This window comes from Micromonospora sp. NPDC049836, from assembly GCF_044465125.1.
Lineage (GTDB): Bacteria > Actinomycetota > Actinomycetes > Mycobacteriales > Micromonosporaceae > Micromonospora.
The window spans coordinates 699,098-724,367 of the sequence record NZ_JBITLH010000003.1; the positions used below are offsets into that span (position 1 = coordinate 699,098).

A 25,270-nucleotide genomic window follows, 5' to 3' on the forward strand; every position below is an offset into this window, starting at 1 on the left:
ATGACCGTCCGCCGTATCGCCCGCGCCCTGGCCGCCGCGACCGCCCTGCTCACCCTGGGTGGCGTCGCGGCCTGCTCGGCCGAGGGCGGCGGCGGGCACGACCCGGGCCGGGTGGACGTGGTGGCCGCGTTCTACCCGCTGCAGTTCCTCGCCGAGCGGATCGGCGGACCCACGGTCACCGTCACCAACCTGGTCAAGCCCGGCGCCGAGCCGCACGACCTGGAGCTCAACCCCCGCCAGGTCGGCCAGGTCGTCGACGCGGAACTCATCGTCTACCTGGGCGGCTTCCAACCGGCCGTGGACGAGGCCGTCGCGCAGAACGGCGGTGACCGGGCCTTCGACGTCGCCGACGTGCAGCCGCTGCGGGCCGACACCGGTCACCGGCACGGGGACGGCACCGAGCACGAGGCCGACGGCGGCGGCCGGGACCCGCACGTCTGGCTCGACCCCGACCGGTTGGCCACCATCGGCGACCGGCTCGCCGAGCGGCTCGGCCGGGCCGACCCCGACCACGCCGCCGACTACACCAGCCGGGCCACGGCGCTCCGCACCGACCTGGCACGGCTCGACGGCGAGTACGCCGAGGGCCTGCGGAACTGCCAGCGCCGGGAGATCGTGACCAGCCACACCGCGTTCGGCTACCTGGCCGAGCGCTACCACCTCGACCAGATCGGCGTCACCGGCCTCAGCCCGGAGGCCGAGCCCTCCCCGCAGCGCCTCACCGCGGTGGCCGCCGAGGCCCGGGCCCACCGGGCCACCACCATCTTCTTCGAAACCCTGGTCAGCCCGAAGGTCGCCGAGACCGTGGCCCGGGAGGTCGGCGCACGCACCGCCGTGCTCGACCCGATCGAGGGCCCGCCCGCCGAGGGCGACTATCTCGCCGCGATGCGCACCAACCTCCAGACCCTGCGGACCGCCTTGGACTGCTCATGACCACACCCGTGATCCAGGTCGCGCACGCCGCCGTCGGCTACGACAGCCGCGCGGTGCTGCGGGACGTCTCGCTCACCGTCACCGCCGGCGAGGTGGTCGCCGTGCTCGGCGCCAACGGCTCCGGCAAGTCCACCCTGATCCGCGCCGTGCTGGGCCTGGTCCCGCTCGGCGCCGGGTCGGTCACCCTCTTCGGCGCACCGCAGCGCCGCTTCCGGCAGTGGCACCGCATCGGGTACGTCCCGCAGCGGCTCGGCGCGGGCAGCGGCGTACCGGCCACGGTCAGCGAGGTGGTGGCCTCCGGCCGGCTGGCCCGCCGGGGCGTGCTGCGCCCGGCCGGGCGGGCCGACCGGGAGGCGGTCGCCGCGGCGCTGGACGCCGTCGGCCTCGCCGACCGGGCCGGCGACCCGGTCGCCACCCTCTCCGGCGGCCAGCAGCAACGCACCCTGATCGCCCGCGCCCTGGCCGGCCGCCCCGAACTGCTGGTGCTGGACGAACCGACCGCCGGGGTCGACATGGCCAGCCAGGAGGCGTTCGCCCGCGCGCTGCACGGCTTCGTCGCCGACGGCGGCACCGTGCTGCTGGTCGCCCACGAGCTGGGGCCGCTGCGGCCGCTGATCAGCCGCGCCGTCGTCGTGCACCAGGGCGGCATCTGCCATGACGGGGCGGTGCCCGAGCCGGCCGGGCACCACGCCGAACCGGGCCACGACCACGTGCACCCGCACTGCGACGAGGAGCCCGCCGGGCTGTGGAGCAGCTGATGGATCTCTTCCAGTACGACTTCATGCTGCGCGCCCTGGTCGGCGCGCTGGTCATCGGGCTGGCCGCGCCGGCCCTCGGCATCTACCTGGTGCAGCGGCGGCTGGCGCTGATCGGTGACGGCATCGGGCACGTCGCGCTCACCGGCGTCGGCGCGGGGCTGCTGCTCAACCGCTCCCCCGTGCTGGTGGCGGTGCTCGCCGCGACGGTCGGCGCGATCGTGATCGAGCTGGTCCGCGCGCGCGGGCGTACCTCCGGGGACCTGGCCCTGGCGCTGCTCTTCTACGGCGGCATCGCCGGCGGCGTGCTGCTGGTCGGGCTCTCCGACGCCAGCAGCGCCTCGCTCAACTCGTACCTGTTCGGGTCGCTGATCACCACCTCCCGGGGCGACCTGGTCACCATCCTGCTGCTCGGCCTGGCCGTCCTGGTGGCGATGGTGGCCCTGCGCCCGGCGCTCTTCGCGGTCTGCCACGACGAGGAGTACGCGCGGGTCTCCGGGCTGCCCGTCCGGACGCTCAACCTGCTCCTCGCGGTGACCACCGCGGTGACCGTGACCATCGCCATGCGCTCGGTCGGGGTGCTGCTGATCAGCGCGCTGATGGTGGTGCCGGTGGCGACCGCGCAGCAGGTCACCCGGGGGTTCGCCAGCACCATGGCGGCGGCCATGACGCTGGGGCTCTTCGCCGCCGGCGCGGGCGTCGCGGTGGCCGCCGGCGCGGACACCCCGCCCGGCGCCTCGGTGGTGCTGCTGGCCATCGCCTCGTTCCTGGTGGTCGCGCTGGCCGCGGCGGTCTGGCGGGCGGTACGCCGGCGGTCCCGGCCGGCCGCCGCGCCGGTCACCGAGGCGTTCGCCGAGCCGCCGGAGCACGAGGTGGCGCTCCCGTGAGCCGCCGCGGGCCGGTCCTGCTGGCATTGGTTACCGTTACGGGGTGACCGCCACGAACGGGTACGACGCCTTCGAGGGCGCGGGTGAGCTGCTGCGCGCGTTGTCGGCGCCGATCCGGCTGGCGATCGTCAGCGAGCTGGCCGAGGGCGAGCGCTGCGTGCACGAGCTGGTGGAGAAGCTGGGCGCGCCCCAGCCCCTGGTCTCCCAGCACCTGCGCGTGCTGCGCGGCGCCGGCGTGGTGCGGGGTTCCCGCCGCGGCCGGGAGATCGCGTACGCGCTGGTCGACGAGCACGTCGCGCACATCGTCGCGGACGCGGTCAGCCACGCCGGGGAAGGGCCGCGATGACCGGGCGGCCCACCCGGGCCGGCCGGAGGGAGGTGGCGGCGTGACCGACGGAACGCTGCGTAACACCCGGCAGCGGACGGCGGTGAGCACCCTGCTGGCCGAGGTGGAAGGCTTCCACAGCGCCCAGGACCTGCACGCGATGCTCCGCCAGCGCGGCGAGCGGGTCGGCCTCACCACGGTCTACCGGACGTTGCAGGGGCTCGCCGACGCCGGCGAGATCGACGTGATGCGCCCGCCGGGCGGCGAGCACCTCTACCGGCGGTGCAGCGAGGGCCACCACCACCACCTGGTCTGCCGGCACTGCGGGCGGACCGTCGAGGTGGCCGGCCCGGCGGTGGAGAGCTGGGCCGAGCGGGTCGCCGCCGAGCACGGGTACGCCGAGGTCAGCCACACCCTGGAGATCTTCGGCAGCTGCCCGGCCTGCGCCGGCTGACGCTGCATCGTGCCGGCGGGGCCGGAGCGTGGCACGCTGTCCGGCGTGAAGATCTACGCTGATCGCTTTCCGATCGCCCTCCGTCAGCTCCTCACCGACCTGCTCGTGGTCGCCTGGGTGTACGCCTCGATCCGCTTCGCGCTCTGGCTGCACGACCTCATCGAGAAGCTCGCCGTACCGGGACAGAAGCTGGAGGGAGCCGGCGGCAGCCTCGCCGACAACCTGGCCGAGGCGGGCGGCAAGGTCGGCCGGGTGCCGCTGGTCGGCGACGAGCTGACCGCCCCCTTCAACCGGGCCGCCGACGCCGCCCGGTCGGTCGCCGAGGCGGGCCACGACCAGCAGGAACTCGTCGGCCAGCTGGCCCTCGGACTGAGCATCGCGGTGCTGGTCGTTCCGCTCGGCCTGGTCCTCGTCGGCTGGATGCCGCTGCGGCTGCGCTGGATGCGCCGGGCCGGCGCGGCGAAGCGGCTGGCCACCGCACCCGCCGGCCGGGACCTGCTGGCGCTGCGCGCGCTCGCCGGGCAACCGCTGGGCCGGCTGACCCGGATCGATCCGGACGTGGCCGAGGCGTGGCGGCGCGGCGACGACGCCACCGTCGACGCGCTCGCCGAGCTGGAGCTGCGCAGCCTCGGCCTGAGGACGGGCCGCTAAGGTGTGCCGGTGCTGTACTTCCTGATCGTCGTCGCGGTGCTGCTGCTGATCTACGCGGGCGTCCTGGTGAGCTTCGTCCGCAAGGGTCGCCGCATCCCGCCCGTCGCGTACCTGGTGCTGGCCGGCCTGAACGGGCTGATCCTGGCCGGGGTGATCGCCTGGGCCATCGCCCGCTGACCCGGCCGGCTCCCCGCCCGTTTCGTCGGCGCGCACCCGGACCGACCGCCGCCGCCCCGGCCGGTGGGTCGGGACGGCGGCGGGAGCGAACCCGGGGTCAGTTGGCGGGCGGGATGCGGCGGCGGACGTCCTCGGCGGTCGACGGGCCGGGCTGCCAGCGGGCCACCCAGGGCTGCTCCGCGGGCGGGGTCGCCACCCCCTCCTCCAGGGCGGCGTACCGGCCGGCGAGGATCCGCTTCGCGGCCGCCACGTCGACCGCGTCGGTGTTGGACCACAGGCCGGTGAAGAGCTCGTCGATCCGGAGCCGGGCCTGCCGGCAGAACAGGTCGGCCAGCTCCACGTTCTCGGGGTGCTCGGCCCGCTCGGCGGTGGCCCGGACGCAGACCGCCGACATCGCGAACAGCTCCGCGCCGATGTCCACCACCCGGCCGAGGAACGCCTGCTTGCGCTCCATCTTGCCCTGCCAGCGGGACATCGCGTAGAAGGTGGAACGGGCCAGCTTGCGGGAGGTCCGCTCGACGTGCCGCAGGTGCCCGGCGAGCGGGCCGAACTCGTGGTACGCCCCGGGCGCCTGGCCCCGGCCGACGGCGAGGGTGGGCAGCCACTTGGCGTAGAAGGCGCCGGCCCGGGCACCGGCCTTCGCCTTACGGCCCAGCCCGGCGTCCGGGTCGATGATGTCGCCGGCCACCGAGAGGTGCGCGTCGACCGCCTCCCGCGCGATCAGCAGGTGCATGATCTCGGTGGAGCCCTCGAAGATCCGGTTGATCCGCAGGTCGCGCAGGAGTTGCTCGACCGCGGCCGGCCGCTCGCCCCGGGCGGCCAGCGAGTCGGCCGTCTCGTAGCCGCGTCCGCCCCGGATCTGGATCAGCTCGTCGGCGATCTTCCAGGCCATCTCACTGGCGTACAGCTTGACCAGCGCGGCCTCGATCCGGATGTCGTTGCGGTCGTCGTCGGCGAGCAGGCAGCTGAGGTCGAGCATGCTCTCCATGCCGTACGTGGTGGCGGCGATGAAGGCCAGCTTCTTGGCGACCGCCTCGTGCTCGCCGACCGGCCGTCCCCACTGGACCCGGTCGGCGGCCCATTCGCGGGCCACGTTCAACGCCCACTTGCCGGCCCCGACGCACATCGCCGGCAGCGACAGCCGGCCGGTGTTCAGCGTGGTCAGGGCGATCTTCAGGCCCTTGCCCTCGCCGCCGATGACGTTCTCCTTGGGCACGAAGACGTCGTGGAACCGGGTGAGGCTGTTCTCCAGGCCGCGCAGCCCGACGAACTCGTTGCGCCGCTCCACGGTGATGCCTTCGCTGTCGCCCTCCACGACGAAGGCGGTGATGCCGCCGCGACGCCCCTCGGCGGCCGGCACCCGGGCCATCACCACGAGGAGGGTGGCGACCGTGCCGTTGGTGGCCCAGAGCTTCACCCCGTTGAGCCGGTAGCCGGTGCCGTCCTCGGTCGGCTCGGCCGTGGTGGCCAGCCGGGCCGGGTCGGAGCCGACGTCGGGCTCGGTGAGCAGGAACGCGGAGACCTCACCGGCGGCCAGCCGGGGCAGGAAGTGCTGCTTCTGCTCGGGCGTGCCGAACATCTTCAGCGGCTGCGGCACGCCGATCGACTGGTGCGCCGAGAGCAGCGCGCCGATCGCCGGGTTGACCGAGCCGGCCCGCATCAGCGCCCGGCAGTAGTGCAGGTTGCTCAGCCCGAGGCCGCCGTACTTGCGGTCGATCTTCATGCCGAACGCGCCGAGCCGGGCCATCCCGTGGAACACCTCGTCGGGGATCCGCGCGTCCCGTTCGATGGCGGCACCGTCCACCTCGGCGTCCAGGTACGCCCCGAACGCGGCGAGGAACTCCTCGGCCCGGGCGGTGTCGTCCGGGTCGGCGCGCGGCCACGGGTTGATCAGGTCGAGCTGGAACCGGCCGAGGAAGAGTTCCTTGCCGAAGCTGGGCCGGTCCCAGGCTGCCTCCCGGGCCGCCTCGGCGACCTGGCGGGCCTCCTTCTCGGAGACCTGTCCGGCCTCCGAGGGCAGCGGACCGGCCCCGCCCGCGGCGTCGACGGCCGCGGCGCTGCCGGCCGGCGGTCCGGGATCGTCGATGGGCGCCACCCGCCCGGTGGGGCCACCGTGTCCGGCGGGGTCGGGTCGACTGTTCTGTGTCGTGGTCACGGCTGCCTCCTGGAGACCTCGGTCCGGCTGCGTCGACGTGCGACGAAATCGACGCTACTCCCGGGTGTTACCCAGGGGTAGCGTCAGCGGCACGTCCGATTTGGCGGGACCCGGCGCACCCGGCACGCCGTGGATCCGGCGACCAGCACCCGGCCGGGCAGCCCGAGCACGGCGACCGCCACCGGGCCGGGCAGCGCGGCGCCGCCGTGCCGGGCGGCTCAGTCGCCGACCAGCACCTGCGGATCGTCCTCCTCGTCGTCGATGTCGTCCTCACCCCAGTTGCGCCGGGCGAACGGCAGGATCACCCAGAAGGCCAGGAACCAGGCCCCGGTGATCCCGCTGAGCAGGAAGGCGATCGGCCGGCTGAGCACGAAGTCGGTGATCAGCAGGACCGCGCTGACCATCGAGACGAGCATGAGCCCGAGGCCGCCGCTGGCCATGAGGTGGGCGAAGCGGACCAGTTCCGGCTTGCGGCCCTGCCGGAACAGCGCCCGGTGGAAGGCGACCGGTGAGATGATCATTGCGGTGGCCCCGGCGGCGGCCAGCAGGGCGACGACGTAGACGTCCTTCTGGAACGGCGTGGTCCTCGTGAATCCGTTGCTGAACGGCAGGGTGAGCAGGAACGCGAAGAGGATCTGCACGCCGGTCTGCGCCACCCGCAGCTCCTGGAGCAGGTCGGCGAAGTTACGCTGCCAACGCTGCTTCTCGGTCTCCTTGGACACCCATCACCTCCGGGCGAGACGCCTGACGCCGGTGGGGGGTCGCCCACCGGCAGCCAGGGTTTGCCCGTTCGGGCTCGCGACGAAACCGGCCCCCGCCGCGCCGCCCAGGGCTCACGACGAAACCACCACCCGCCGCCCCGCCGCGCCGCCCGGGGCTCACGACGAAACCACCACCCGCCGCCCCCGGCCTCGCCGCCCGGGGCTCACGACGGAACCACCGCCCCTCGCCCCGACCACGCCGCCCGGCGCTCGCGGGGAAACCGCCGGCGCTCACGCTCCCCGGCGGATGCGGCCGGCGTACCGGGCCTCCAACTCGGCGTTGTGCTCGTCGCCACCGGTGATGTTGGCCGACAGGTAGACCGGGGGCTGCTCCCCCGCGGCCAGCAGCCGGGCCACCACCTCCGCGACGATCTGCTGCGCCAGCAGCGCGGCGGTGATCGAGGAGACCGCGCCGACCGCGCCGCCGCCGGGCAGCGGCAGGGTGGCGTCGCCGTACGGGGCGCCGTTGTCGAGCACCACGTCGGCGAAGTCGGCGAGCTTGCGGCCGCTCGGGTGCCGGGAGGTCATCCGGGCCGAGTGCGCGGCCGAGGTGATCGCGACCAGCGGGTGCCCGCGCTCCTTGACGATGGCCGCGAACTCCACCATCGCCCCGTTGACGCCGGAGTTGGAGGCGAGCACGAAGACGTCCTGCGGGCGGACCGGGGCCAGCTCGTAGAGGCGGTGCGCCACGGCGGGCTCGCGTTCCAGTTTCGGGCCGAGCACGTCGGCCGGCTCCCCGCCGTACAGGACCAGGTCCCGCAGGGCGATCCGGTTGGTCGGGACCAGCCCACCGGCCCGGCCGGCGATCTCCATGGCGAGGGCCTCGGAGTGCCCGGTGCCGAACGCGTGCACCACCCCGCCGGCGCGCAACGATCCGCTGATCAGCTCGGCCGCCCGGGCCACGTTCTCCCGCTGCCCGGCGGCCACCCGCCCGATCGTCTCGGTCACCACCGCCAGGTACGCCTCGGCGCTCACGCTCATGCTTCCTCCGTCCGTCGGTTCCGGGCCAGCCAGTCCACCGCGAAGTCGACCGCCGCCCGCTGCCTCATCAACCGTCCCGTCCCGTCGCCGACCGGTCCGAGCCGCACCGCGCCGGTGGCCTCCAGGTCGACGCCGAGCCGGTCGAAGTCCTCCTCGTCGAGGCGTACGTCGTCCCACCACACCCAGTCCCGGCCGCCGTCGGCGGTGAGCACGGCCGCACCGCAACGCTCCCGGGGTGGCGCGGGTTGCCGGTACTCGGCCAGGTGCAGCGAGGTGTTGCTGCCGTGGTCCACGCCGAGCAGCAGCACGTCGGCGTCGAGTTCGTACAGCCGGGCCAGCGGGGAACGCTCGCCGAGCATGTCGGCCAGCGGGTGACCGGCCACGATCCGCTCGGCGGCCGGCCCGAGCGCGGCGAACGAGACGTACGGGTGCGCGCTGCGCCGGGCGCCCGGCCAGGTGCGGACCTGCTCCGCGAAGGCGCCCATGAACCGGCTCGGGGTGACCGCCGGATCGAAACCGGGTAGCTCCGCCCGGATCACCGGCCACCAGTCGGGCGGCACCGGCGGGTTGGTCCAGCCGGCCGGGTCGCTGTTCCCCGGGGTGTGGGTGGGCACCACGACCGTCCCGTCCGGGCCGAGCACGTCGCGCAGGGCGAGCAGCACGGCCTCCGGGCCGCCGCAGAGGAAACCCAGCGGGCGCAGCGCGGCGTGCACCAGGACCGTCCCGCCGGGGCGTACGCCGAGGGCGCGGAGCTGGGCGGCGAGCGACGCGCGGGTGTGCGGGCGGGTGTGCGGGCGGGCCGGCCCGGCGGTGGCGCTCACCGGCCGGCGCGGGCGAGGATCGCCTCGGCCAGCGGGGCCGGGGCCTCGTCGGGGATCCAGTGCGTCACGCCGGTCAGCGTCACGAAGCGGTAGTCGCCGGTCACGTGGCCGGCGCAGGCTTCGGCGGCGGTCCGGCCGATCGCGATGTCCCGGTCGCTCCAGACGAAGGTGGTCGGCACGTCCACCGGCCCGACGGCCTTCATGTCCGCGCCCGACATGGCCCGGTACCAGTTCAGCGCGGCGGTCAGCGCGCCCGGCTCCCGCATCGGGTCGGCGTAGCGGGCCACCCGGGCGGCGTCGCCGACCCCGGAGAGCATCCGGCGCAGGGTGGCGGCGTGCAGCGCGAGCAGCACCTTCTCCGCCTTGCCGGGCCGCCGGAACAGGGCGATGTAGGCGGAGCGGGCCTTCTGCCGCGGGTCGGTGGCGAGCGCGTGCCCCATCGCGGCCGGGTGCGGCACCGAGACCGCGGTGAGGGTGCGGACCCGCTCCGGGTGGGCCGCCGCCAGCCCCCACGCCACGATCGCGCCCCAGTCGTGGCCGACCAGGTGCGCGCGGGTCACCCCGAGCGCGTCGAGCACGGCGGCCGCGTCCGCCACCAGCTCCGGGATCCGGTACGCCTCGACGGCCGCCGGTCGCGCCCCGGGGGCGTAGCCCCGCTGGTCGAGGGCGTACGTGCGCAGCCCGGCGGCGTGCAGGGCGGGCACCACGTCGTCCCACTCGCCGGCGTGCTGCGGGAAGCCGTGCAGCAGCAGGACGGGGTCGCCGTCCTCGGGGCCGCCGGTGCGTACCTCGAACGTCAGACCTCGCGCCTCGACCCGCATGATCGCCACCCTACCCACCGGTCCACCCGGTGATCGCCCTGCTGGGCCGCGGGTGGGGGTCGGTGCTAGCGTCTGCGACGAGACAACTTCACATCCGACAGGGGAGCGCACAGCGCTGAGAGTGCGGGCCGGTGCCCGCAGACCCTCGAACCTGATCTGGGTAATGCCAGCGCAGGGAGTTCGGTCGACCTCCAGCCGCGCCGCCGTCCGGTGATCCGGGCGCGGCGTGCGTCTTCTCCTGGTTCGCCTGACGGAACTGGGAGCAACCATGGACAGCACCAACCGGTGGCGCACCATCGACATCGTCGTGGCCTCCGTGCTCGGGGTGGCCTTCGGCATCATCTTCTGGGCCTGGGGCCTGCTCTGGAACGGACCGGCGGACGCCATCCCGCTGCCCGGCCGCGCCGTCCTGTACGGCGTCTGGCTGGTGCCGGCCGTGCTGGGCGCGCTGGTCGTCCGGAAGCCGGGCGCGGCGCTCTTCACGCTCACCCTGGCCGCGCTGGTGTCAGTGGCGTTCGGCACGAGCTGGGGCTGGACGATCGTCGTGCAGGGTCCGCTGGAGGCGGCCGCCGCCGAACTGGCCTTCGCGCTGTTCGCGTACCGCAGCTACCGGCTGCCGGTGGCGCTGCTGGCGGCGACCTTCGCCGGCCTGGCCGCGTCGATCTACGACGTCTTCGTCTGGTACCCGGGCACCGCGTGGGGCAGCTTCCGCCTGCCGTACATCCTGCTCACCGCGGCCAGCTCGCTGGTGGTGGCCGGCCTGGGCGGCGTCGCCCTCACCCGGGCCCTGGCCAACACCGGTGTCCTGGACCGCTTCCCGGCCGGCCGGGAACGCGCCACCGTCTGACCGTCCCCCGTCGACCGCGTTGGGCAAGGAGTTTGCGTCGGCCGAGGCGATTCCGCGGACGCAAGCTCCTTGATCAACCAAGCTGGGGCCCGTACGGGCCGGAGGAGGGGTGCGGGGTGGGTGCGGTGAACCTGCGCGGGTTCGGGTGGCGGCACGCCGGCCGCAAGCAGTGGGCCGTACGCGGCGTCGACCTGCGCGTCGAGGCCGGCGAGCGGGTGCTGCTGCTGGGGCCGTCGGGGGCGGGCAAGAGCACCCTGCTCGCCGCCCTGGCCGGCCTGCTGCCCGAGGACTCCGGCGAGCAGGAGGGCACCGTCGAGATCGACGGGCTCGACCCGCGTAAGGCCCGGGAACGGGTCGGCATCGTCTTCCAGGACCCGGAGAGCCAGCTCGTGATGGCCCGCTGCGGCGACGACGTCGCGTTCGGGCTGGAGAACCGCGGGGTGCCCGCCGACGAGATCTGGCCCCGGGTCGACGAGGCGCTGCGCCGGGTCGGCTTCCCGTACCACCGGGACCGGCCCACCGCCGCGCTCTCCGGCGGCGAACAGCAGCGGCTCGCCCTGGCCGGTGCGCTGGCCCTGCGGCCGGGGCTGCTGCTGCTCGACGAGCCGACCGCCAACCTGGACCCGGCCGGCGCCACGCTGGTCCGGCGGGCCGTCGCGGACGCGCTCGACGCCGACACCACGCTGATCCTGGTCGAGCACCGGGTGGCCGAGGCGCTGCCCCTGGTCGACCGGGTGGTGGTGCTGGAGCCCGGCGGCGGGGTGCGGGCCGACGGCTCACCCGAGGCGGTCTTCGCCGCGCACGGCGACGCGCTGGCCGACGCCGGGGTCTGGGTGCCCGGCCGCCTCGTGCCGCCCCGGCGGGCCACCGCGACGCCCGGCGCGGTGCTGCTCACCGCCGACCGGCTCGGCCTGCCGCCCCGGCTGGCCCCCACCGACCTCGAGGTACGCGCCGGCGAGGCGCTCGCCGTCCTCGGCCCCAACGGCGCCGGCAAGTCCACCCTGGCCCTGCTGCTCGGCGGGCTGCTCCGCCCGGGCGCCGGCGCGGTCACCGCGAGCGAGGCGCTGGCCGGCCGGGACGCCGGCGCTCCCCCGCACCGCTGGCGGGCACCCGCCCTGGCCCGGCGGATCGGCTCGGTCTTCCAGGACCCGGAGCACCAGTTCGTCACCGGCAGCGTCCGCGACGAGCTGGCGCTCGGGCCGCGCCGCACCGGCCAGCCCGAGCCGGCCGTGGCGGCGACCGTGGACGCCCTGCTGGCTCGGCTGCGCCTGGACCGGCTGGCCGGGGCCAACCCGTACACCCTCTCCGGTGGTGAGGCGCGGCGGCTGAGCGTGGCGACCGCCCTGGCCACCGCGCCCCGCCTGCTGATCTGCGACGAGCCGACCTTCGGCCAGGACCGGCGCACCTGGCGGGAGCTGGTCGACCTCCTCGCCGAGCTGCGCGACGCCGGCCACGGCGTCGTGACGGTCACCCACGACCCGGACTTCGTGGCCGCGCTGGCCGACCGGACCGTCACCCTGGAGCGCCGATGAGCGCCGCCGCGGGATCCCCGGCCGCCGATCCACCGTGGCCGGGTCGACGCCCGGCGCGGCCCCGGTTCGACCGGGCCGTCGCCGGGGACCGGCGGGCGACCGGAGGCCGGCGGTGATCGGCGTCGAGCCGATCGCGGCGGCCGGGGCGCCGCTGGCCCGGCGCAACCCGGTGGCGAAGCTCACCGCCGCGCTGCTCTTCTCCCTCCTGCTGATCGCCACCCTGGACCCGGTCGCCCCGGCGATCGCCATCGGGATCGAGCTGGCGGTGCTGCCGCTGTTCGGCATCCGCCACCGGGTGCTCGCCCGGCGGGCCTGGCCGCTGCTCGCCGGTTCCGGCGGCATCCTGCTCACCCTGGTGCTCTTCGCCGCCGACCGGTCCGGCCCGGTGCTGCTCGCGGCCGGCCCGGTGCTGGTCACCCAGGGGGTGCTGGTCACCGCGCTGGGCCTGGTGCTGCGCATGCTCGCGGTGGCGCTGCCCGGGATCATCGTGTTCGCCACCACCGACGCGACCGACCTGGCCGACGCGCTGATCCAGAACGCGAAGGCGCCGGCCCGGTTCGCGCTCGGCGCGCTGGCCGCGTTCCGGCTGGTGCCGCTCCTCGAACAGGAATGGCGGATGATCAGCATGGCGCGCCGGGCCCGCGGCGTGGACGCCGGCCGCAACCCGGTGGCCAAGCTGCGGCTGTTCGCGTCGACGGCGTTCGCCCTGCTGGTCGGGGCGATCCGGCGCGGTACCCGGCTGGCCGTGGCGATGGACGCGCGCGGCTTCGACGCGGGCACCCCGCGCACGGTCGCCCGGCGGCAGCGCTTCACCCGGGCGGACACCCTGCTGGTGGTGGCCGCCGGGGCGCTGGGCGCCGCGGCGCTGGCGGTCAGCGTGCTGCTGGGCACCTTCCGCCCGCTGCTCGGCTGACCGCCGCCCGCCCACCACCCGCCGATGAGCCGCTACCTCGTGGAGCCCGGCGGCCCGCCACCGCAGCCACTCTCAGCGGACCGGCACCGAGGCAACCGCTGGCGGGCCGGCACACTCAAGCCCGATATGCCGCTGCGTCATATCGTTCGAAGCGCTGCACCGCCCCGCCCGGCACGCGCCGCGTCTCCGCGGCCGGACCGGCACCACCCGACCGGCACCACGGCAACCGCCGGCGGCCCGACATCCCCCAAACCGAATATGCCCACCAGGCATAAAGATGCCGCAGTGGCATATCGCCAGACAGCGCTGTGCCTTGCCGCCCGGCGCGGCAGATTGGTCGGCGCGGCCAGATTGGTCGGCGCGGCCAGGTCAGGCGAGGCAGCCAACCGTCCCGCGCAGCCGGACCAGGCCGCCCAGCCGAGTCAGGCGGCGCAGCCGAGTCGGGCGGCGCAGCCGAGTCGGGCGGCGCAACCAGAGTGGGGTGACGGGGTCGGGCGGCGCGGCCCGGACCGCGTGGCGTGCGGGCCGGGCCGCGAGGGGCGGGATCAGCTGCGCCGGAAGGCGTAGAACCGGGTCTGGCCGGCGCGCTGGCTGCGCCCGGCGAGGCGGGCGTCGCGCCCGGCCGGCGGGCCGGCCTTCGGCGGGGCCGGCTTCGCCGCCCCGGATGGCGTCGGCACGGCCACCGGCTCCGCCGGCGCCACGGTGAGGGCGTCGAGGTCCGTCGGGGTCACCTCCAGCAGAGACGGCGACGGCTTACGGGACTTCTTCGGACTGCGCTTGGCGGGCATCCGCGTACCTCCTGACTGTCGGGTGCCGGGGCGCGGCCCCGGCGCGAGGGCTCCGGCAGGTCCGATCAGGAAGACACCCGGCCGACGGCGGCGGGGAGAAGGATGCGGACGCCCGGAGCGGGACGGGTCCACGGCGCGTACGGCGGTGGACCGGGCTCGGCGGAAGGGCGTCAGTTACGCATGCCAGCAGGCTAACCGGCGGCCCGCCGCCGCGCACCCGAATTACCGGCCCGATCGAGGACATGCTGATCGCGTTCCCGATCACCCCGCTGGGCGTGGGTGAGTCCGTGGGTGACCTGGTCGGTCCGACCGCCACGAGGCCGCCGGTCCGGGAGTGACAGCACGGTCACCGGCCGTCGACGTCCCGGCCCGGGCCCGCGCGGACCGCGATACGGTCGCAGCACGGGCAGGTCGGACCGAAGGGTGGCGGTACGCATGGCAGAGCGGGCGACGGCGCAGATCGGGGTCACCGGCCTCGCGGTCATGGGCCGCAACCTGGCCCGGAACCTGGCCCGGAACGATTTCACCGTGGCGGTGCACAACCGCTCGCCCGAGCGCACCCGCAGCCTCGTCGCCGAGCACGGGGCCGAGGGCGCCTTCGTGCCGGCGGAGTCCATGGCCGACTTCGTCGCCTCGCTGCGACGCCCCCGCGCGGTGATCGTCATGGTGAAGGCGGGCGCCCCGACCGACGCGGTGATCGACGAACTGGTTCCCCTGCTCGACGCGGGGGACATCGTGGTCGACTGCGGCAACGCGCACTTCGTCGACACCCGCCGGAGGGAGGAGGCGCTGCGCGGACACGGGCTGCACTTCGTCGGCACCGGCGTCTCGGGCGGCGAGGAGGGCGCGTTGCACGGGCCCAGCATCATGCCGGGCGGCTCGGACGAGTCGTACCGGACGCTCGGCCCGATCTTCGAGAAGATCGCCGCGCAGGTCGACGGCACGCCGTGCTGCCGGCACATCGGCCCGGACGGGGCCGGCCACTTCGTCAAGATGGTGCACAACGGCATCGAGTACGCCGACATGCAGCTCATCGCCGAGGCGTACGACCTGTTGCGGGCCGGTCTGTCGGCGAGCCCGGCGGAGCTCGCGGAGATCTTCCGGCAGTGGAACGGCGGCGAGCTGGAGTCCTTCCTCATCGAGATCACCGCCGACGTGCTGGCGCACACCGACGCCGCGACCGGCCGCCCGTTCGTGGACATCGTGCTCGACCAGGCCGAGCAGAAGGGCACCGGCCGGTGGACGGTGCAGAGCGCCCTGGACCTGGGCATCCCGATCACCGGCATCGCCGAGGCCACGTTCGCCCGGTCGCTGTCCGGGCACGCCGACCAGCGGGCCGCCGCCCGCCGCGCGTTCCCCGACGCCGGCGAGAAGTGGCAGGTCGACGACCGGGAGCGCTTCGTCGAGGACGTCCGGCGCGCACTGCTGGCCAGCAAGATCGTCGCGTACGCGCAGGGCTTCGACCAGATCCGGGCCGGCAGCCGGGAGTACGACTGGGGCATCGACCTGGGCGGCACCGCCACCATCTGGCGGGGCGGCTGCATCATCCGGGCCCGCTTCCTGGACCGCATCCGGGCCGCGTACGACGCGGAGCCGGAGCTGTCCACGCTGCTGGTCGCCCCGTGGTTCGCCGAGCAGGTCAGCGCCGGGGTGCCGGCCTGGCGGCGGGTGGTGGCCGACGCGGCCCGGGCGGGCGTGCCGGCCCCGGCCTTCTCGTCGTCGCTGGCCTGGTTCGACGCGCTGCGCGCCGAGCGGCTGCCGGCCGCGCTGATCCAGGGCCTGCGGGACAACTTCGGGGCGCACACCTACCACCGGGTGGACCGGGAGGGGGCGTTCCACACGCTCTGGGCCGGCGACCGCTCCGAAGTGCCGGCGTGAGCGCCGGTCAGGCGCCGCTGATGGTGGCGTGCATCTCCCAGACCAGGATCTCCGCCGGCTCGGCGGCGACCACCCGCTGTCCACCGGTCATCGTGATCCGCGCCGCGTCCCCCTCCTCCAGCCGCCCCGCGCCCTCCAGGGTCACCGCGCCGCTGGGCACGTAGAGGTGCAGGTACGGCGCGTCGGGGAGGTCGACCTCGTCGCCGGGGGCGAGCCGGGCGGCGTGCAGGGTCGCGTAGCGGTTGCGGATCCGGATGGCGGACGCGCCGTCGTACCGGTCCATGCCGGAGGCGACCGGGACCAGCCCGCCGCGGAGCAGCTCGTCGCCGATCTCCAGCTGCTCGTAGCCGGGGTCAACGCCCTCCTCGTCGGGCAGCACCCACATCTGCACGAAGTGGACCGGGTCCCGGTGCGGGGCGGTGTTGTCCAACCGCCAGGAGTCGTTCTTCTCCGAGTGCAGGATGCCGGTGCCGGCGCTCATCCGCTGGGCCAGGCCGGGGTAGATGACGCCGGAGTGCCCGGTCGAGTCCTGGTGCACCAGGGAACCGCGCAGCACCCAGGTCACGATCTCCATGTCCTGGTGCGGGTGGGTCTCGAAGCCGGTGCCCGGGCGCACCACGTCGTCGTTGTTGACCAGCAGCAGGCCGTGGTGGGTGTTCGCCGGGTCGTAGTGCCGGGAGAACGAGAAGGAGTGCTTCGAGTCCAGCCAGGACAGCCGGGTGGCGAACCGGTCAGCGGCCCGGCGTACGTCCACCGCCGGGGCGGGGGCGACCGCGGTCACCAGGCACGCTGCCCGGTCTCGGTGGGTGCCCAGGTCAGCGCCGGTTCGCCGGTGGCCAGCTCACCGATCTCGCCGGCGCGCAGGGCGGGCGTGTGGCCCAGTTCGGCGCAGTGCTGCTCGGCGATCTCCGCGCAGATCTCGGCCACCTGCTCGCAGATGGGATCGCCCAGGTCGGCGGCGTTCAACGCCATGATCAGTTTGAACCGGAGATCGCTCATCCCCCACCCCCGTGGCGGGCGCGTCCCGGCGGCGCGCCCTGCGCCGATCGTACGCGCGGGCGCCCCGCCCCCGGCCCGAAAGCCGGATGCGGGGCGCCCGAGGAAAGGCCCGCCGCGACGCTGCGCCGGGCCGCCGGCGTCAGAAGAACCGACGCCGCTTGGCCTTCTGCGGCCGGAGCATGTCGGCGCCCTTGGTGAGCAACCGGCTCGCCCCGCTCGGCCCGCGACGGGACTCCAGAGTGTGGCTGAGCCGGCGCGCACCGGCCGCCGCCAGCGGCACGGCGACCGCCATGACCGCCCACTGCGCGATCCGCTTCTGAATCATGTGGGTTCACCTCCGCGATCGTCTGCTGTACGTTCTGGTACCCAGTGCGTCGCGTCGGTAAGCCTCGCCTAGCCGGTCGGCGCCACCGGGTTGGGCAGCGCGCCGCCGAAGCGGCGGTCCCGCTGCGCGTACAGCTCGCACGCGTACCACAGGTGGCGGCGGTCGAAGTCCGGCCAGAGGGTGTCCAGGAAGACCAGCTCGGCGTACGCGCTCTGCCAGAGCAGGAAGTTGGAGGTGCGCTGCTCGCCGGAGGGGCGCAGGAAGAGGTCCACCTCGGGGACCTCCGGGTGGTAGAGGTATTTCCCGATGGTCTTCTCGGTGATCCGGTCCGGGTGCAGCCGGCCCGCGGCGACGTCCCGGGCGATCGCGGCGGTCGCGTCGGCGATCTCCGCCTGGCCGCCGTAGTTGACGCAGAACTGCAGGGTCAGCGTCGAGTTGCCGCGGGACATCTCCTCGGCGGTCTGCAACTCCGAGATGACGCTCTTCCACAGCCGCCCGGCCCGGCCGGACCAGACCACCCGGACGCCGAGGTCGACGAGCTGGTCGCGGCGGCGCCGGATCACGTCCCGGTTGAAGCCCATCAGGAAGCGGACCTCCTCCGGCGAGCGCCGCCAGTTCTCGGTCGAGAAGGCGTACGCCGACAGGTACGGGATGCCCAGCTCGATGGCGCCCTCGATGGTGTCGAAGAGGCTGTGCTCGCCCTGCTCATGGCCCCTGGTGCGGGGCAGGCCGCGCTCCTTGGCCCAGCGCCCGTTGCCGTCCATCACCACGGCGATGTGCCGCGGCAGCGCGTCGGCCGGCAGGGCCGGGGGCCGGGCGCCCGACGGGTGCGGAGTCGGTGGCACCGGCTCGCGCCGGCCGGCCCTCATCGATCGGATCACTCGCTAATCTCCCTGTTCACGCCAGCGGTGGCCGGTCCGGCGCCGGCACCCGGCGGGACCACACCCGGCCCCGCGCCGGCCGCCGGGGCGCCCCGGTCGACCAGCGGCAGCGAGCGTAGCGCGCGCTCCAGATGCCACTGGAGGTGCGCCGCGACCAGGCCGCTGCACTCCCGGCGCACGCCGGTCTCGGTGGCGTCGGCGTACGCCCAGTCGCCGGTGGTCAGCGCGGACATCAGGTCGATGGTGGCCGGGGCCGGGTGGGCGGCGCCGGGGGGCCGGCAGTCCGGGCAGACCGCGCCGCCGGCCGGCACCGAGAACGCCCGGTGCCGCCCCGGGGTGCCGCAGACCGCGCAGGCGGTCAGCGCCGGCGCCCAGCCGGCGAAGGACATGCCGCGCAGCAGGTACGCGTCGAGCACCAGGGTGGTGGCGTGCTCGCCGGTGGCCAGCGAGCGCAGCGCGCCCAGGGTGAGCTGGAACAGCCGCAGCGAGGGCTCCCGCTCGATCGGGGTGAGCCGCTCCGCCGTCTCGGCGATCGCGCTGGCCGCCGTGTAGCGGGGGTAGTCGCCGAGGAACCGCTTGCCGTACAGGTCGATCCCCTCGACCTGGCTGATGCTCTGCAGCGAGCTGCCCTGATTGCCCTTGGGGTCGCCGGCGAGCTGGAGGTCGACGTGCCCGAACGGCTCCAGCCGGGCGCCGAACCTGCTGGTGGTGCGCCGCACGCCGCGGGCCACCGCGCGCAGCCGACCGTGCCGGCGGGTGAGCAGGGTGATGATCCGGTCGGACTCGCCCAGCTTCTGCACGCGCAGCACCACCGCGTCGTCGCGGTAGAGCTGTCGGCGGTACCCGGCCATCGGGCCATTCTCCCTCGGGGTGCGATCTCAGGGTCGGCTCGGGGTGGATCGGCGGTGGATCCCGGATGTGCCACCCCGGCGGTGGGTCGTAGCGTGCTCGCCATGGCTCTGCACCGGACCGCCGTCGCCGTCACCGCCGCCGCGGCCTCGCTCATCCTCCTCTGCGGGTGCGACAACCTGTCGTTCCGACGGCTGGACTACGACAACACCGAGGCGACCGGGATCAGCAGGATCACCGTGCCGTCCGGGGGCGCCGGCGACGTGGCCGTCCGCGCCACCGGGCCCGCCGGCCAGGTGCGGATCAAGCGGGTGGTCCGCTACCAGGGCGGGCAGCAGCCCGACACCCGGTACCAGATCAAGGGCGACGAGCTGGTGCTGCCGACCGACTGCGGCGCCCGGTGCACGGTCTCCTGGGAGGTGACCGCCCCGGCGGGCGTGGCGGTACGCGGCGAGACCTCCTCCGGCAACGTCGAGCTGGCCCAGGTCGGCACCGTCGAGTTCACCCTGCGCTCGGGGGACCTCAGCGTGAGCGGGGCACGCGGCGATGTCCGCGCCGAGACCACCTCGGGCAACATCCGGGTGGTCGACGCGGCCGGCGCGGTCCGGCTGCGCGCGTCGTCCGGCGACATCGAGGCGCGCCGGCTGGGCGCCCGGGTGGACGCGGAGGCCACCTCCGGCAACGTCACCGTCGAGCTGGACCAGCCGGCCCCGGTCCGGCTACGGGCGTCCAGCGGCGACATCGACCTCACCGTGCCGGACGACCGCTACCGGGTGCGGGCCAGCGCCCGGTCCGGCGACACCAACCTGGGCGTGCCCGACGACCCGGCCGCGTCGCTGCTGCTGGACGTCGCCGCCACCAGCGGCAACGTCCGGATCATCCGGCGCTGAGGCGGTCCGCGCGCGACGCGGTCGGCTCGGGAGCGCGGCGCGGGGCGGGCACCCGGCCGGCGCCGACCAGTTCGGCCGCCGCGCCGGCCGGCGCGGGGCTGGCCGGCGCGGTCGCCGCCCGCTCGGCTCCGGTCCGCCCGTGCCGGCCGGGAAACAGCTCCGGGGTACGCCGGGCCGCCAGGTCCTCCACCCAGCCGACCAGCAGGGTGACCACCCCGACCAGGACGAACACCAGCACCACCCGGACGGCCAGCCCGAGCGGGTCGCGCGGAGTCCAGCCGACCAGGCCGACCAGCGGGGTGAGCGCCACCACGAAGGGCATGTGCCAGAGGTAGCAGGTGAGGGCGCGCCGGTTCAGCACCGTCACGACGCGGCTCAGCACCGGGGTGCGGTCCACCCAGGCCGCCCCGTCGGGCGCCCGACCGATCGCCACCAGGATGAACGCCGCCGACCAGAGCGCGTTGCCGAGGTGGATGTCGTTCAGGTCGTGGCCGCGCGGGCCGGGGTGGGTGACGATCCAGGCCAGGCCGGCCGCGCCGAGGACGAGCGCGGTGGGCACGAGCACCCGGTTGCGCATCCGGCGCAGCAGCCCGTCGTGGTGGGCGAAGCCGAGCAGCCAGGCGCCGAAGTAGAGGCCGAACTCGCGCAGCACGGGCGGGGCGTCCGGGAAGATGCCGAACTCGATCACCGCGAGCAGGGCGTACGGGGCGAGCAGCACGGGCAGCGGCGCCCGGCGGAACAGCCAGAGCACCAGCGGCGAGGCGAGCACGAACCACAGGTAGTCCCGCAGGTACCAGATCGGGCTCAGCGCCAGCCCACCCCAGTAGTTGGCCGGCGGGTCGCTCACCGGGAAGAGCCAGAGCAGCACCTTCGGGGTGAACGGCAGCCCGGTGAGCAGCATGGCCGGGACGAAGACCGCGGCGAGCACCCAGAGCGACGGCAGCAGGCGACGCAGCCGGCGCAGCACGGCCGGCGCGCCGGTCCGGTCCAGCGAGGCGGCCATCAGTGAGCCGGCGAGCGCGAACATCACCGACATGGCCGGGAACACCAGGGTGAGCGTGGCGTAGCCGGTCACGTGGTAGACGACGACTCGGACGATGGCCAGGGAGCGGAGCAGGTCAAGGTATCGGTTTCGCATCAGCCTGCATCTGGGTCCGGGGGCGGGAACAGGTTCCCCCTACCCTCCGGGCCGGCCCGGCGAACCGGCCCGCGGGCCGGGCCGAAAGTGAGACTTCCCATAGAGCAGACTGAATTTGACCAGGCGGTCCCGGCCGGACGCGCTCCGCCGGCCCGGGGCCGGCGGAGCGCGCGGACGCCGTCAGAAGCCGAGCTTGCGCAGCTGCTTCGGGTCCCGCTGCCAGTCCTTGGCGACCCGGACGTGCAGGTCCAGGTAGATCCGGCCGCCGATCAGCTCCTCGATGTGCCGGCGGGCGGTGGTGCCGACCTCCTTGAGTCGGCTGCCCCGGTGTCCGATGACGATCGCCTTCTGGCTCGACCGCTCGACATACAGGTCGGCGTAGATCTTCGTGAGGTTGCCCTCCGCGATCATCTCCTCCACCACCACGGCGATGGAGTGCGGCAGCTCGTCCCGGACCCCCTCCAGCGCCGCCTCGCGGATCAGCTCGGCGACCAGCACCTGCTCCGGGTCGTCGGTGAGCATGTCGTCCGGGTAGAGCTGCGGCGACTCCGGCAGGTAGCCGGTCATCACGTCGACCAGCGTGTCCACCTGGTGCCCGGAGACCGCGCTGACCGGCACCACGTCGGCGAACTCGCCCAGCTCGCTGACCGCGAGCAGCTGCTCGGCCAGCCGCCGCTTGTCCACCAGGTCGGTCTTGGTGACCACGGCCAGCACGGTGGCCTTGAGGCTGGCCAACTCGCCGGTGATGAACCGGTCGCCCCGACCGATCGGCTCGTTCGCCGGGATGCAGAGACCGATCACGTCGACCTCGCTCCAGGTCTCCCGGACCAGGTCGTTGAGGCGCTCGCCGAGCAGCGTCCGGGGCCGGTGCAGGCCGGGGGTGTCGACCAGCACGAGCTGGGAGTCCGGCCGGTGCAGCACCGCCCGGATGACATGCCGGGTGGTCTGCGGCTTGTTCGAGGTGATCGCGACCTTGGTGCCGACGATCGCGTTGGTCAGCGTCGACTTGCCGGCGTTCGGCCGGCCGACGAAACACGCGAACCCGGCCCGGTAGGGGCGCGGCGCCTCCGGATCCGGCAGCGCGGTCGCGCTCACGCCACCGCTCCGCTTCGCCCCGCGCCGCCGCGCGCCGGCCAGGCGCCGTGCCCGGTCACTCGACCACCGTGCCGAGGACGGTGCCGTCCGGCGCGGCCACGTGGATCGGCGCGTCGGCGGCGAGGTCCCGGACGGCGGCGTGCCCGGCGCCGTCCAGCGTCGAGGCCTCGGTCACCACCACCGCCGCCTCCAGCCGGCTGGCCCCGGCGGCCACCGCCGAGGCGACCGCGAGCTGGAGCGCGGTCAGCGTCAGCGACGGCAGCGCCACGCTGGCCGCCGCGTACGTCCGGCCGTCCTGGTCCCGGACCGCGGCGCCCTCCACGGCGCCGACCCGACCCCGCGCGCCACGGGCCAGGACGACCAGCTTGCCGTCCTCGGCGCTCAGCTCGGCCGGATCGGACGGGGTGGGCCGGGCCGCCGGCACGGCGGAAGACTCAGGCATCGGCGGGTTGCCTCTCCTCGGAACGGTTGGGGTTGCCGCGGGGCTCGGCGCGCTCGCCGCGCCCGGCGCTGTCCGGCGCGTCGCTCGGCTCGACCCGGCTCACCAGCACGGTGTCGATCCGGTTGCGCCGGCCGGTGGTGCCCTCGGCGAGCAGCCGGAGCCCGGCCACCTCGGCCTCGGCGCCGGGGATCGGCACCCGGCCGAGCGACTGGGCGAGCAGGCCGCCGACCGTCTCCACCTCGTCGGTGGGCAGGTCGGTGTCGAACAGCTCGCCCAGCGTCTCCACGGGCAGCCGGGCGGTCACCCGCACCGAGCCGTCCGGCAGGCGCTCGACCGGCGGGCGCTCGACATCGTACTCGTCGGTGATCTCACCGACGATCTCCTCCAGGATGTCCTCGATGGTGACCAGGCCGCCGGTGCCGCCGTACTCGTCGACCACGATGACCAGGTGGTTGCGGGCGGCCTGCATCTCGGAGAGCAGGTCGTCGACCGGCTTGGACTCCGGCACGAACGTCGCCGGGCGCATCAGCTCCGACACGGCCAGCCGCCCGCTGCGCGGGTCACCGCCCTGGGTGCGCCGGATCAGGTCCTTCAGGTAGAGCACCCCGAGCACGTCGTCGACGCTCTCCCCGATCACCGGGATGCGGGAGAAGCCGGAGCGCAGGAAGAGGACCAGCGCCTGGTTGAGCGTCTTGTCCTCCTCGATCCACACCATCTCGGTACGCGGCACCATCACCTCCCGGGCGATGGTGTCGCCGAGCGCGAAGACCGAATGGATCATCTGGCGTTCGCCGTGCTCCACCACGCCGCGCTGCTCGGCCAGGTCGACCAGCTCACGCAGCTCCACCTGGCTGGCGAACGGGCCCTCCCGGAAGCCCTTGCCGGGGGTGACCGCGTTGCCGATGAGGATCAGCAGCGACGCCAGCGGGTTGAGCGCCCGGCCCAGCCAGCGCACCAGCGGGGCGACCGCGCGGCCCACCGCGTACGCGTGCTGCCGGCCCAGGGTGCGCGGCGCCACGCCGACCACCACGAAGCTGACCACGGTCATCGCCCCGGCGGTGACCAGGGCGGCCCGCCAGCCGGCGCCGAAGCTGTCCACCGCCACCAGCGCGACCAGCGTGGTGGCGGTCAGCTCGGCCAGCAGCCGGACCAGCAGCAGCAGGTTGAGGTGGCGGACCACGTCACCGGCGACCGCCTGGAGGGTACGCGCGCCGCGCGCCCCGTCCCGGGCCAGCTCGGCGGCCCGGGCCGGCGACACGGCGGCCAGCGCAGCCTCGGTCATCGCGATGAGCCCGGCCAGCACCACCAGCGCGGCCGCGACGGCGATGAGCTGGAGATCGGGGAGGTTGGCGGGAGCGGCCACGGCCGCCAGGGTGGTCATCACCGCGACCGGGTCGACCGCCAGCTGTCCAGCAGCCGGGCCTGGAGACCGAACATCTCCCGCTCCTCCTCCGGCTCGGCGTGGTCGTAGCCGAGCAGGTGCAGCACGCCGTGCACGGTGAGCAGGTGCAACTCGTCCGCGGTGGCGTGCCCCGCGGTGGCCGCCTGCTTGGCCGCCACCTCCGGACAGAGCACGATGTCGCCGAGCAGGGCCGGCTCACCGCCGGCCGGGCCGCTCTCGCCCGGGCCGTGGTCGACGCTGCCCTCGTCCATGGGGAAGGCGAGCACGTCGGTGGGGCCGTCGCCGCCCATCCAGCGATGGTTCAGCTCGGACATGTAGTCGATGTCGACCAGCAGCACGGAGAGCTCGGCGAGGGGGTTGACCCCCATCTCGTCGAGCGCGTGCCGGGCGACGGCGAGCACGGCGTCGGTGTCGACCTCGACACCCGACTCGTTGGCGATCTCGATGGACAACTGTCTTCCTCTGGTGGTTAGCGGCGCCGGCCGGCCCGGCCGCCCTGGGCGGTCCGCCCGGGCACGGCGTGCACGCTCTGCGCCTGCTGGTTCTCCCGCTCGGCGTCCCAGCGGGCGTACGCGTCGACGATCTCGCCCACCAGCTTGTGGCGGACCACGTCGGCGCTGGAGAGCTGGGCGAAGTGCACGTCCTCGACGTTGCTCAGGATGTCCCGGACCACCCGCAGGCCGCTGGTCGTCCCGCCGGGAAGGTCCACCTGGGTGACGTCACCGGTGACCACGATCTTGGAACCGAAGCCGAGCCGGGTGAGGAACATCTTCATCTGCTCGGGCGTGGTGTTCTGCGCCTCGTCCAGGATGATGAACGCGTCGTTGAGGGTACGCCCGCGCATGTACGCCAGCGGCGCCACCTCGATGGTGCCGGCGGCCATCAGCTTCGGGATGGACTCCGGGTCGAGCATGTCGTGCAGCGCGTCGTACAGCGGGCGCAGGTAGGGGTCGATCTTCTCGTTCAGGGTGCCGGGCAGGAAGCCCAGCCGCTCCCCCGCCTCGACCGCCGGCCGGGTCAGGATGATCCGGTTGACCTGCTTGGCCTGCAGCGCCTGGACCGCCTTCGCCATGGCCAGGTAGGTCTTGCCGGTGCCGGCCGGGCCGATGCCGAAGACGATGGTGTGCGCGTCGATCGCGTCGACGTAGCGCTTCTGGCCGAGGGTCTTGGGGCGGATGGTGCGGCCGCGCCGGGAGAGGATGTTGAGCGTCAGGACCTCGGCAGGCCGCTCGGCGCTGCCCTGCTCGAGCATGCCGACGGTACGCCGGACGGCGTCTGTGGTCAGGGTCTCGCCTTTCTCGATGAGTTCGAGCAGCTCGCTGAAGAGGCGCTCGGCGAGGGCGTTGTCCCCGGGGGCGCCGGTGATGGTGATCTCGTTGCCCCGCACGTGGACGTCACTGTTGACGGAGCGTTCGACAAGCCGGAGGATCTCGTCGCCCGCACCGAGCAGGTTCACCATGATCTTCTGGTCGGGGACCGTGATCCTGGTCTGCACCCGGGGCGGGGCGGGAGGTGGGGTGTCCGTCATAGCTCGGGCCGTCCGGCCCTGCGCCACCTGCTCTCGATCTCG

At 74.6% G+C, this 25,270-nt stretch carries 29 protein-coding genes and 1 riboswitch; of the genes, 12 read left to right on the plus strand and 17 right to left on the minus strand.

The window, feature by feature from the left end:
- Genes ACIBPB_RS11100 through ACIBPB_RS11130 form a run of 7 tightly spaced genes read left to right on the plus strand, consistent with a single transcriptional unit; the run spans position 1 to position 4,182 of the window.
- Complete coding sequence (locus ACIBPB_RS11100) at positions 1-933, plus strand: metal ABC transporter substrate-binding protein (RefSeq protein ID WP_396839382.1); 933 nt, start codon at positions 1-3, stop codon at positions 931-933.
- A complete protein-coding gene (locus ACIBPB_RS11105) occupies positions 930-1,691 on the plus strand; it encodes a metal ABC transporter ATP-binding protein (protein WP_396839383.1) in 762 nt (253 codons plus the stop codon). Before ACIBPB_RS11100 ends, ACIBPB_RS11105 begins: the two co-directional genes overlap by 4 nt.
- Positions 1,691-2,575, plus strand: coding sequence for a metal ABC transporter permease (locus tag ACIBPB_RS11110; protein ID WP_396839384.1), 885 nt, complete (start codon positions 1,691-1,693; stop codon positions 2,573-2,575). Before ACIBPB_RS11105 ends, ACIBPB_RS11110 begins: the two co-directional genes overlap by 1 nt.
- A 43-nt stretch (positions 2,576-2,618) precedes the next feature.
- On the plus strand, positions 2,619-2,921 hold the full coding sequence (locus tag ACIBPB_RS11115; protein ID WP_046571524.1) for a metalloregulator ArsR/SmtB family transcription factor: 303 nt from the start codon (positions 2,619-2,621) through the stop codon (positions 2,919-2,921).
- A gap of 40 nt (positions 2,922-2,961) precedes the next feature.
- The gene (locus ACIBPB_RS11120; RefSeq protein WP_396839385.1) at positions 2,962-3,354 is read left to right on the plus strand and encodes a Fur family transcriptional regulator; all 393 of its coding nucleotides are present in this window, start codon (positions 2,962-2,964) and stop codon (positions 3,352-3,354) included.
- Positions 3,355-3,399: 45 nt separating this feature from the next.
- Positions 3,400-4,005: a hypothetical protein gene (locus tag ACIBPB_RS11125; RefSeq protein ID WP_396839386.1), complete on the plus strand. Its 606-nt coding sequence runs from the start codon at positions 3,400-3,402 to the stop codon at positions 4,003-4,005.
- A gap of 9 nt (positions 4,006-4,014) precedes the next feature.
- A complete protein-coding gene (locus ACIBPB_RS11130) occupies positions 4,015-4,182 on the plus strand; it encodes a hypothetical protein (protein ID WP_396839387.1) in 168 nt (55 codons plus the stop codon).
- Between the two features lie 97 nt (positions 4,183-4,279).
- Here the strand turns inward: ACIBPB_RS11130 and ACIBPB_RS11135 are convergent, their stop codons facing one another.
- The 5 genes from ACIBPB_RS11135 to ACIBPB_RS11155 form a co-directional block, all read right to left on the minus strand.
- Positions 4,280-6,337 carry an acyl-CoA dehydrogenase family protein gene (locus ACIBPB_RS11135; RefSeq protein WP_396839388.1) on the minus strand — a complete coding sequence of 686 codons (2,058 nt, stop codon included), beginning with the start codon at positions 6,335-6,337 and terminating at the stop codon, positions 4,280-4,282.
- A gap of 218 nt (positions 6,338-6,555) precedes the next feature.
- Positions 6,556-7,059, minus strand: a complete 504-nt coding sequence (locus tag ACIBPB_RS11140; protein WP_396839389.1) for a DUF6328 family protein — start codon at positions 7,057-7,059, stop codon at positions 6,556-6,558.
- Between the two features lie 270 nt (positions 7,060-7,329).
- Positions 7,330-8,079 carry a sugar isomerase domain-containing protein gene (locus tag ACIBPB_RS11145; RefSeq protein WP_396839390.1) on the minus strand — a complete coding sequence of 250 codons (750 nt, stop codon included), beginning with the start codon at positions 8,077-8,079 and terminating at the stop codon, positions 7,330-7,332.
- Positions 8,076-8,900, minus strand: coding sequence for an aminoglycoside N(3)-acetyltransferase (locus ACIBPB_RS11150; RefSeq protein ID WP_396839391.1), 825 nt, complete (start codon positions 8,898-8,900; stop codon positions 8,076-8,078). Before ACIBPB_RS11150 ends, ACIBPB_RS11145 begins: the two co-directional genes overlap by 4 nt.
- On the minus strand, positions 8,897-9,721 hold the full coding sequence (locus tag ACIBPB_RS11155; protein WP_396839392.1) for an alpha/beta fold hydrolase: 825 nt from the start codon (positions 9,719-9,721) through the stop codon (positions 8,897-8,899). The genes ACIBPB_RS11150 and ACIBPB_RS11155 overlap by 4 nt, the downstream gene beginning before the upstream one ends.
- Before the next feature lie 89 nt (positions 9,722-9,810).
- A riboswitch (TPP riboswitch) is annotated at positions 9,811-9,917 on the plus strand.
- A 72-nt stretch (positions 9,918-9,989) separates the two neighbouring features.
- Between ACIBPB_RS11155 and ACIBPB_RS11160 the strand changes: the two genes are divergently transcribed.
- The 3 genes from ACIBPB_RS11160 (at position 9,990) to ACIBPB_RS11170 (ending at position 13,013) form a co-directional block, all read left to right on the plus strand.
- Positions 9,990-10,568 (plus strand): ECF transporter S component, encoded by a 579-nt coding sequence (locus ACIBPB_RS11160; RefSeq protein WP_357322539.1) that lies wholly within the window; start codon positions 9,990-9,992, stop codon positions 10,566-10,568.
- Positions 10,569-10,684: 116 nt separating this feature from the next.
- On the plus strand, positions 10,685-12,100 hold the full coding sequence (locus ACIBPB_RS11165; RefSeq protein WP_396839393.1) for an ABC transporter ATP-binding protein: 1,416 nt from the start codon (positions 10,685-10,687) through the stop codon (positions 12,098-12,100).
- A 112-nt stretch (positions 12,101-12,212) separates the two neighbouring features.
- Positions 12,213-13,013 carry an energy-coupling factor transporter transmembrane component T family protein gene (locus ACIBPB_RS11170; RefSeq protein ID WP_396839394.1) on the plus strand — a complete coding sequence of 267 codons (801 nt, stop codon included), beginning with the start codon at positions 12,213-12,215 and terminating at the stop codon, positions 13,011-13,013.
- A gap of 545 nt (positions 13,014-13,558) precedes the next feature.
- Here the strand turns inward: ACIBPB_RS11170 and ACIBPB_RS11175 are convergent.
- A complete protein-coding gene (locus tag ACIBPB_RS11175; protein WP_396839396.1) occupies positions 13,559-13,801 on the minus strand; it encodes a hypothetical protein in 243 nt (80 codons plus the stop codon).
- 435 nt (positions 13,802-14,236) lie between these two features.
- On the opposite strand from ACIBPB_RS11175, the gene gndA reads away from it, so the two are divergent.
- Positions 14,237-15,679, plus strand: a complete 1,443-nt coding sequence (gene gndA, locus ACIBPB_RS11180; protein ID WP_396839397.1) for an NADP-dependent phosphogluconate dehydrogenase — start codon at positions 14,237-14,239, stop codon at positions 15,677-15,679.
- Between the two features lie 7 nt (positions 15,680-15,686).
- On the opposite strand, the gene ACIBPB_RS11185 is transcribed toward gndA, so the two are convergent.
- The 5 genes from ACIBPB_RS11185 to recO all read right to left on the minus strand — a co-directional run bounded on the left by ACIBPB_RS11185 (position 15,687) and on the right by recO (position 18,735).
- Positions 15,687-16,460, minus strand: a complete 774-nt coding sequence (locus ACIBPB_RS11185; RefSeq protein ID WP_396839398.1) for a pirin family protein — start codon at positions 16,458-16,460, stop codon at positions 15,687-15,689.
- Entirely contained in the window at positions 16,457-16,678 is a 222-nt protein-coding gene (locus ACIBPB_RS11190) for a thioredoxin reductase (RefSeq protein ID WP_396839399.1), read from the minus strand. Before ACIBPB_RS11190 ends, ACIBPB_RS11185 begins: the two co-directional genes overlap by 4 nt.
- Positions 16,679-16,817: 139 nt before the next feature.
- Positions 16,818-17,003: a hypothetical protein gene (locus ACIBPB_RS11195; protein WP_396839400.1), complete on the minus strand. Its 186-nt coding sequence runs from the start codon at positions 17,001-17,003 to the stop codon at positions 16,818-16,820.
- 68 nt (positions 17,004-17,071) lie between these two features.
- Positions 17,072-17,872 carry an isoprenyl transferase gene (locus tag ACIBPB_RS11200; protein WP_396839505.1) on the minus strand — a complete coding sequence of 267 codons (801 nt, stop codon included), beginning with the start codon at positions 17,870-17,872 and terminating at the stop codon, positions 17,072-17,074.
- A gap of 8 nt (positions 17,873-17,880) precedes the next feature.
- On the minus strand, positions 17,881-18,735 hold the full coding sequence (gene recO / locus ACIBPB_RS11205; RefSeq protein WP_396839401.1) for a DNA repair protein RecO: 855 nt from the start codon (positions 18,733-18,735) through the stop codon (positions 17,881-17,883).
- 102 nt (positions 18,736-18,837) lie between these two features.
- Between recO and ACIBPB_RS11210 the strand changes: the two genes are divergently transcribed.
- The gene (locus ACIBPB_RS11210; RefSeq protein ID WP_396839402.1) at positions 18,838-19,623 is read left to right on the plus strand and encodes a DUF4097 family beta strand repeat-containing protein; all 786 of its coding nucleotides are present in this window, start codon (positions 18,838-18,840) and stop codon (positions 19,621-19,623) included.
- Here ACIBPB_RS11210 and ACIBPB_RS11215 read toward each other — a convergent pair.
- The 6 genes from ACIBPB_RS11215 to ACIBPB_RS11240 all read right to left on the minus strand — a co-directional run bounded on the left by ACIBPB_RS11215 (position 19,610) and on the right by ACIBPB_RS11240 (position 25,228).
- Positions 19,610-20,761 (minus strand): acyltransferase, encoded by a 1,152-nt coding sequence (locus tag ACIBPB_RS11215; RefSeq protein ID WP_396839403.1) that lies wholly within the window; start codon positions 20,759-20,761, stop codon positions 19,610-19,612. The two genes, ACIBPB_RS11210 and ACIBPB_RS11215, sit on opposite strands and share 14 nt — an antisense overlap.
- A gap of 180 nt (positions 20,762-20,941) precedes the next feature.
- Positions 20,942-21,841: a GTPase Era gene (gene era, locus ACIBPB_RS11220; RefSeq protein ID WP_396839506.1), complete on the minus strand. Its 900-nt coding sequence runs from the start codon at positions 21,839-21,841 to the stop codon at positions 20,942-20,944.
- 70 nt (positions 21,842-21,911) lie between these two features.
- Positions 21,912-22,298 (minus strand): hypothetical protein, encoded by a 387-nt coding sequence (locus ACIBPB_RS11225; RefSeq protein WP_046571551.1) that lies wholly within the window; start codon positions 22,296-22,298, stop codon positions 21,912-21,914.
- Positions 22,291-23,703: a hemolysin family protein gene (locus ACIBPB_RS11230; RefSeq protein WP_396839507.1), complete on the minus strand. Its 1,413-nt coding sequence runs from the start codon at positions 23,701-23,703 to the stop codon at positions 22,291-22,293. Before ACIBPB_RS11230 ends, ACIBPB_RS11225 begins: the two co-directional genes overlap by 8 nt.
- Positions 23,679-24,152 (minus strand): rRNA maturation RNase YbeY, encoded by a 474-nt coding sequence (ybeY, locus tag ACIBPB_RS11235; RefSeq protein ID WP_046571555.1) that lies wholly within the window; start codon positions 24,150-24,152, stop codon positions 23,679-23,681. Before ybeY ends, ACIBPB_RS11230 begins: the two co-directional genes overlap by 25 nt.
- 17 nt (positions 24,153-24,169) lie before the next feature.
- Positions 24,170-25,228 (minus strand): PhoH family protein, encoded by a 1,059-nt coding sequence (locus ACIBPB_RS11240; protein WP_396839404.1) that lies wholly within the window; start codon positions 25,226-25,228, stop codon positions 24,170-24,172.
- Between the last annotated feature and the right edge of the window lie 42 nt (positions 25,229-25,270).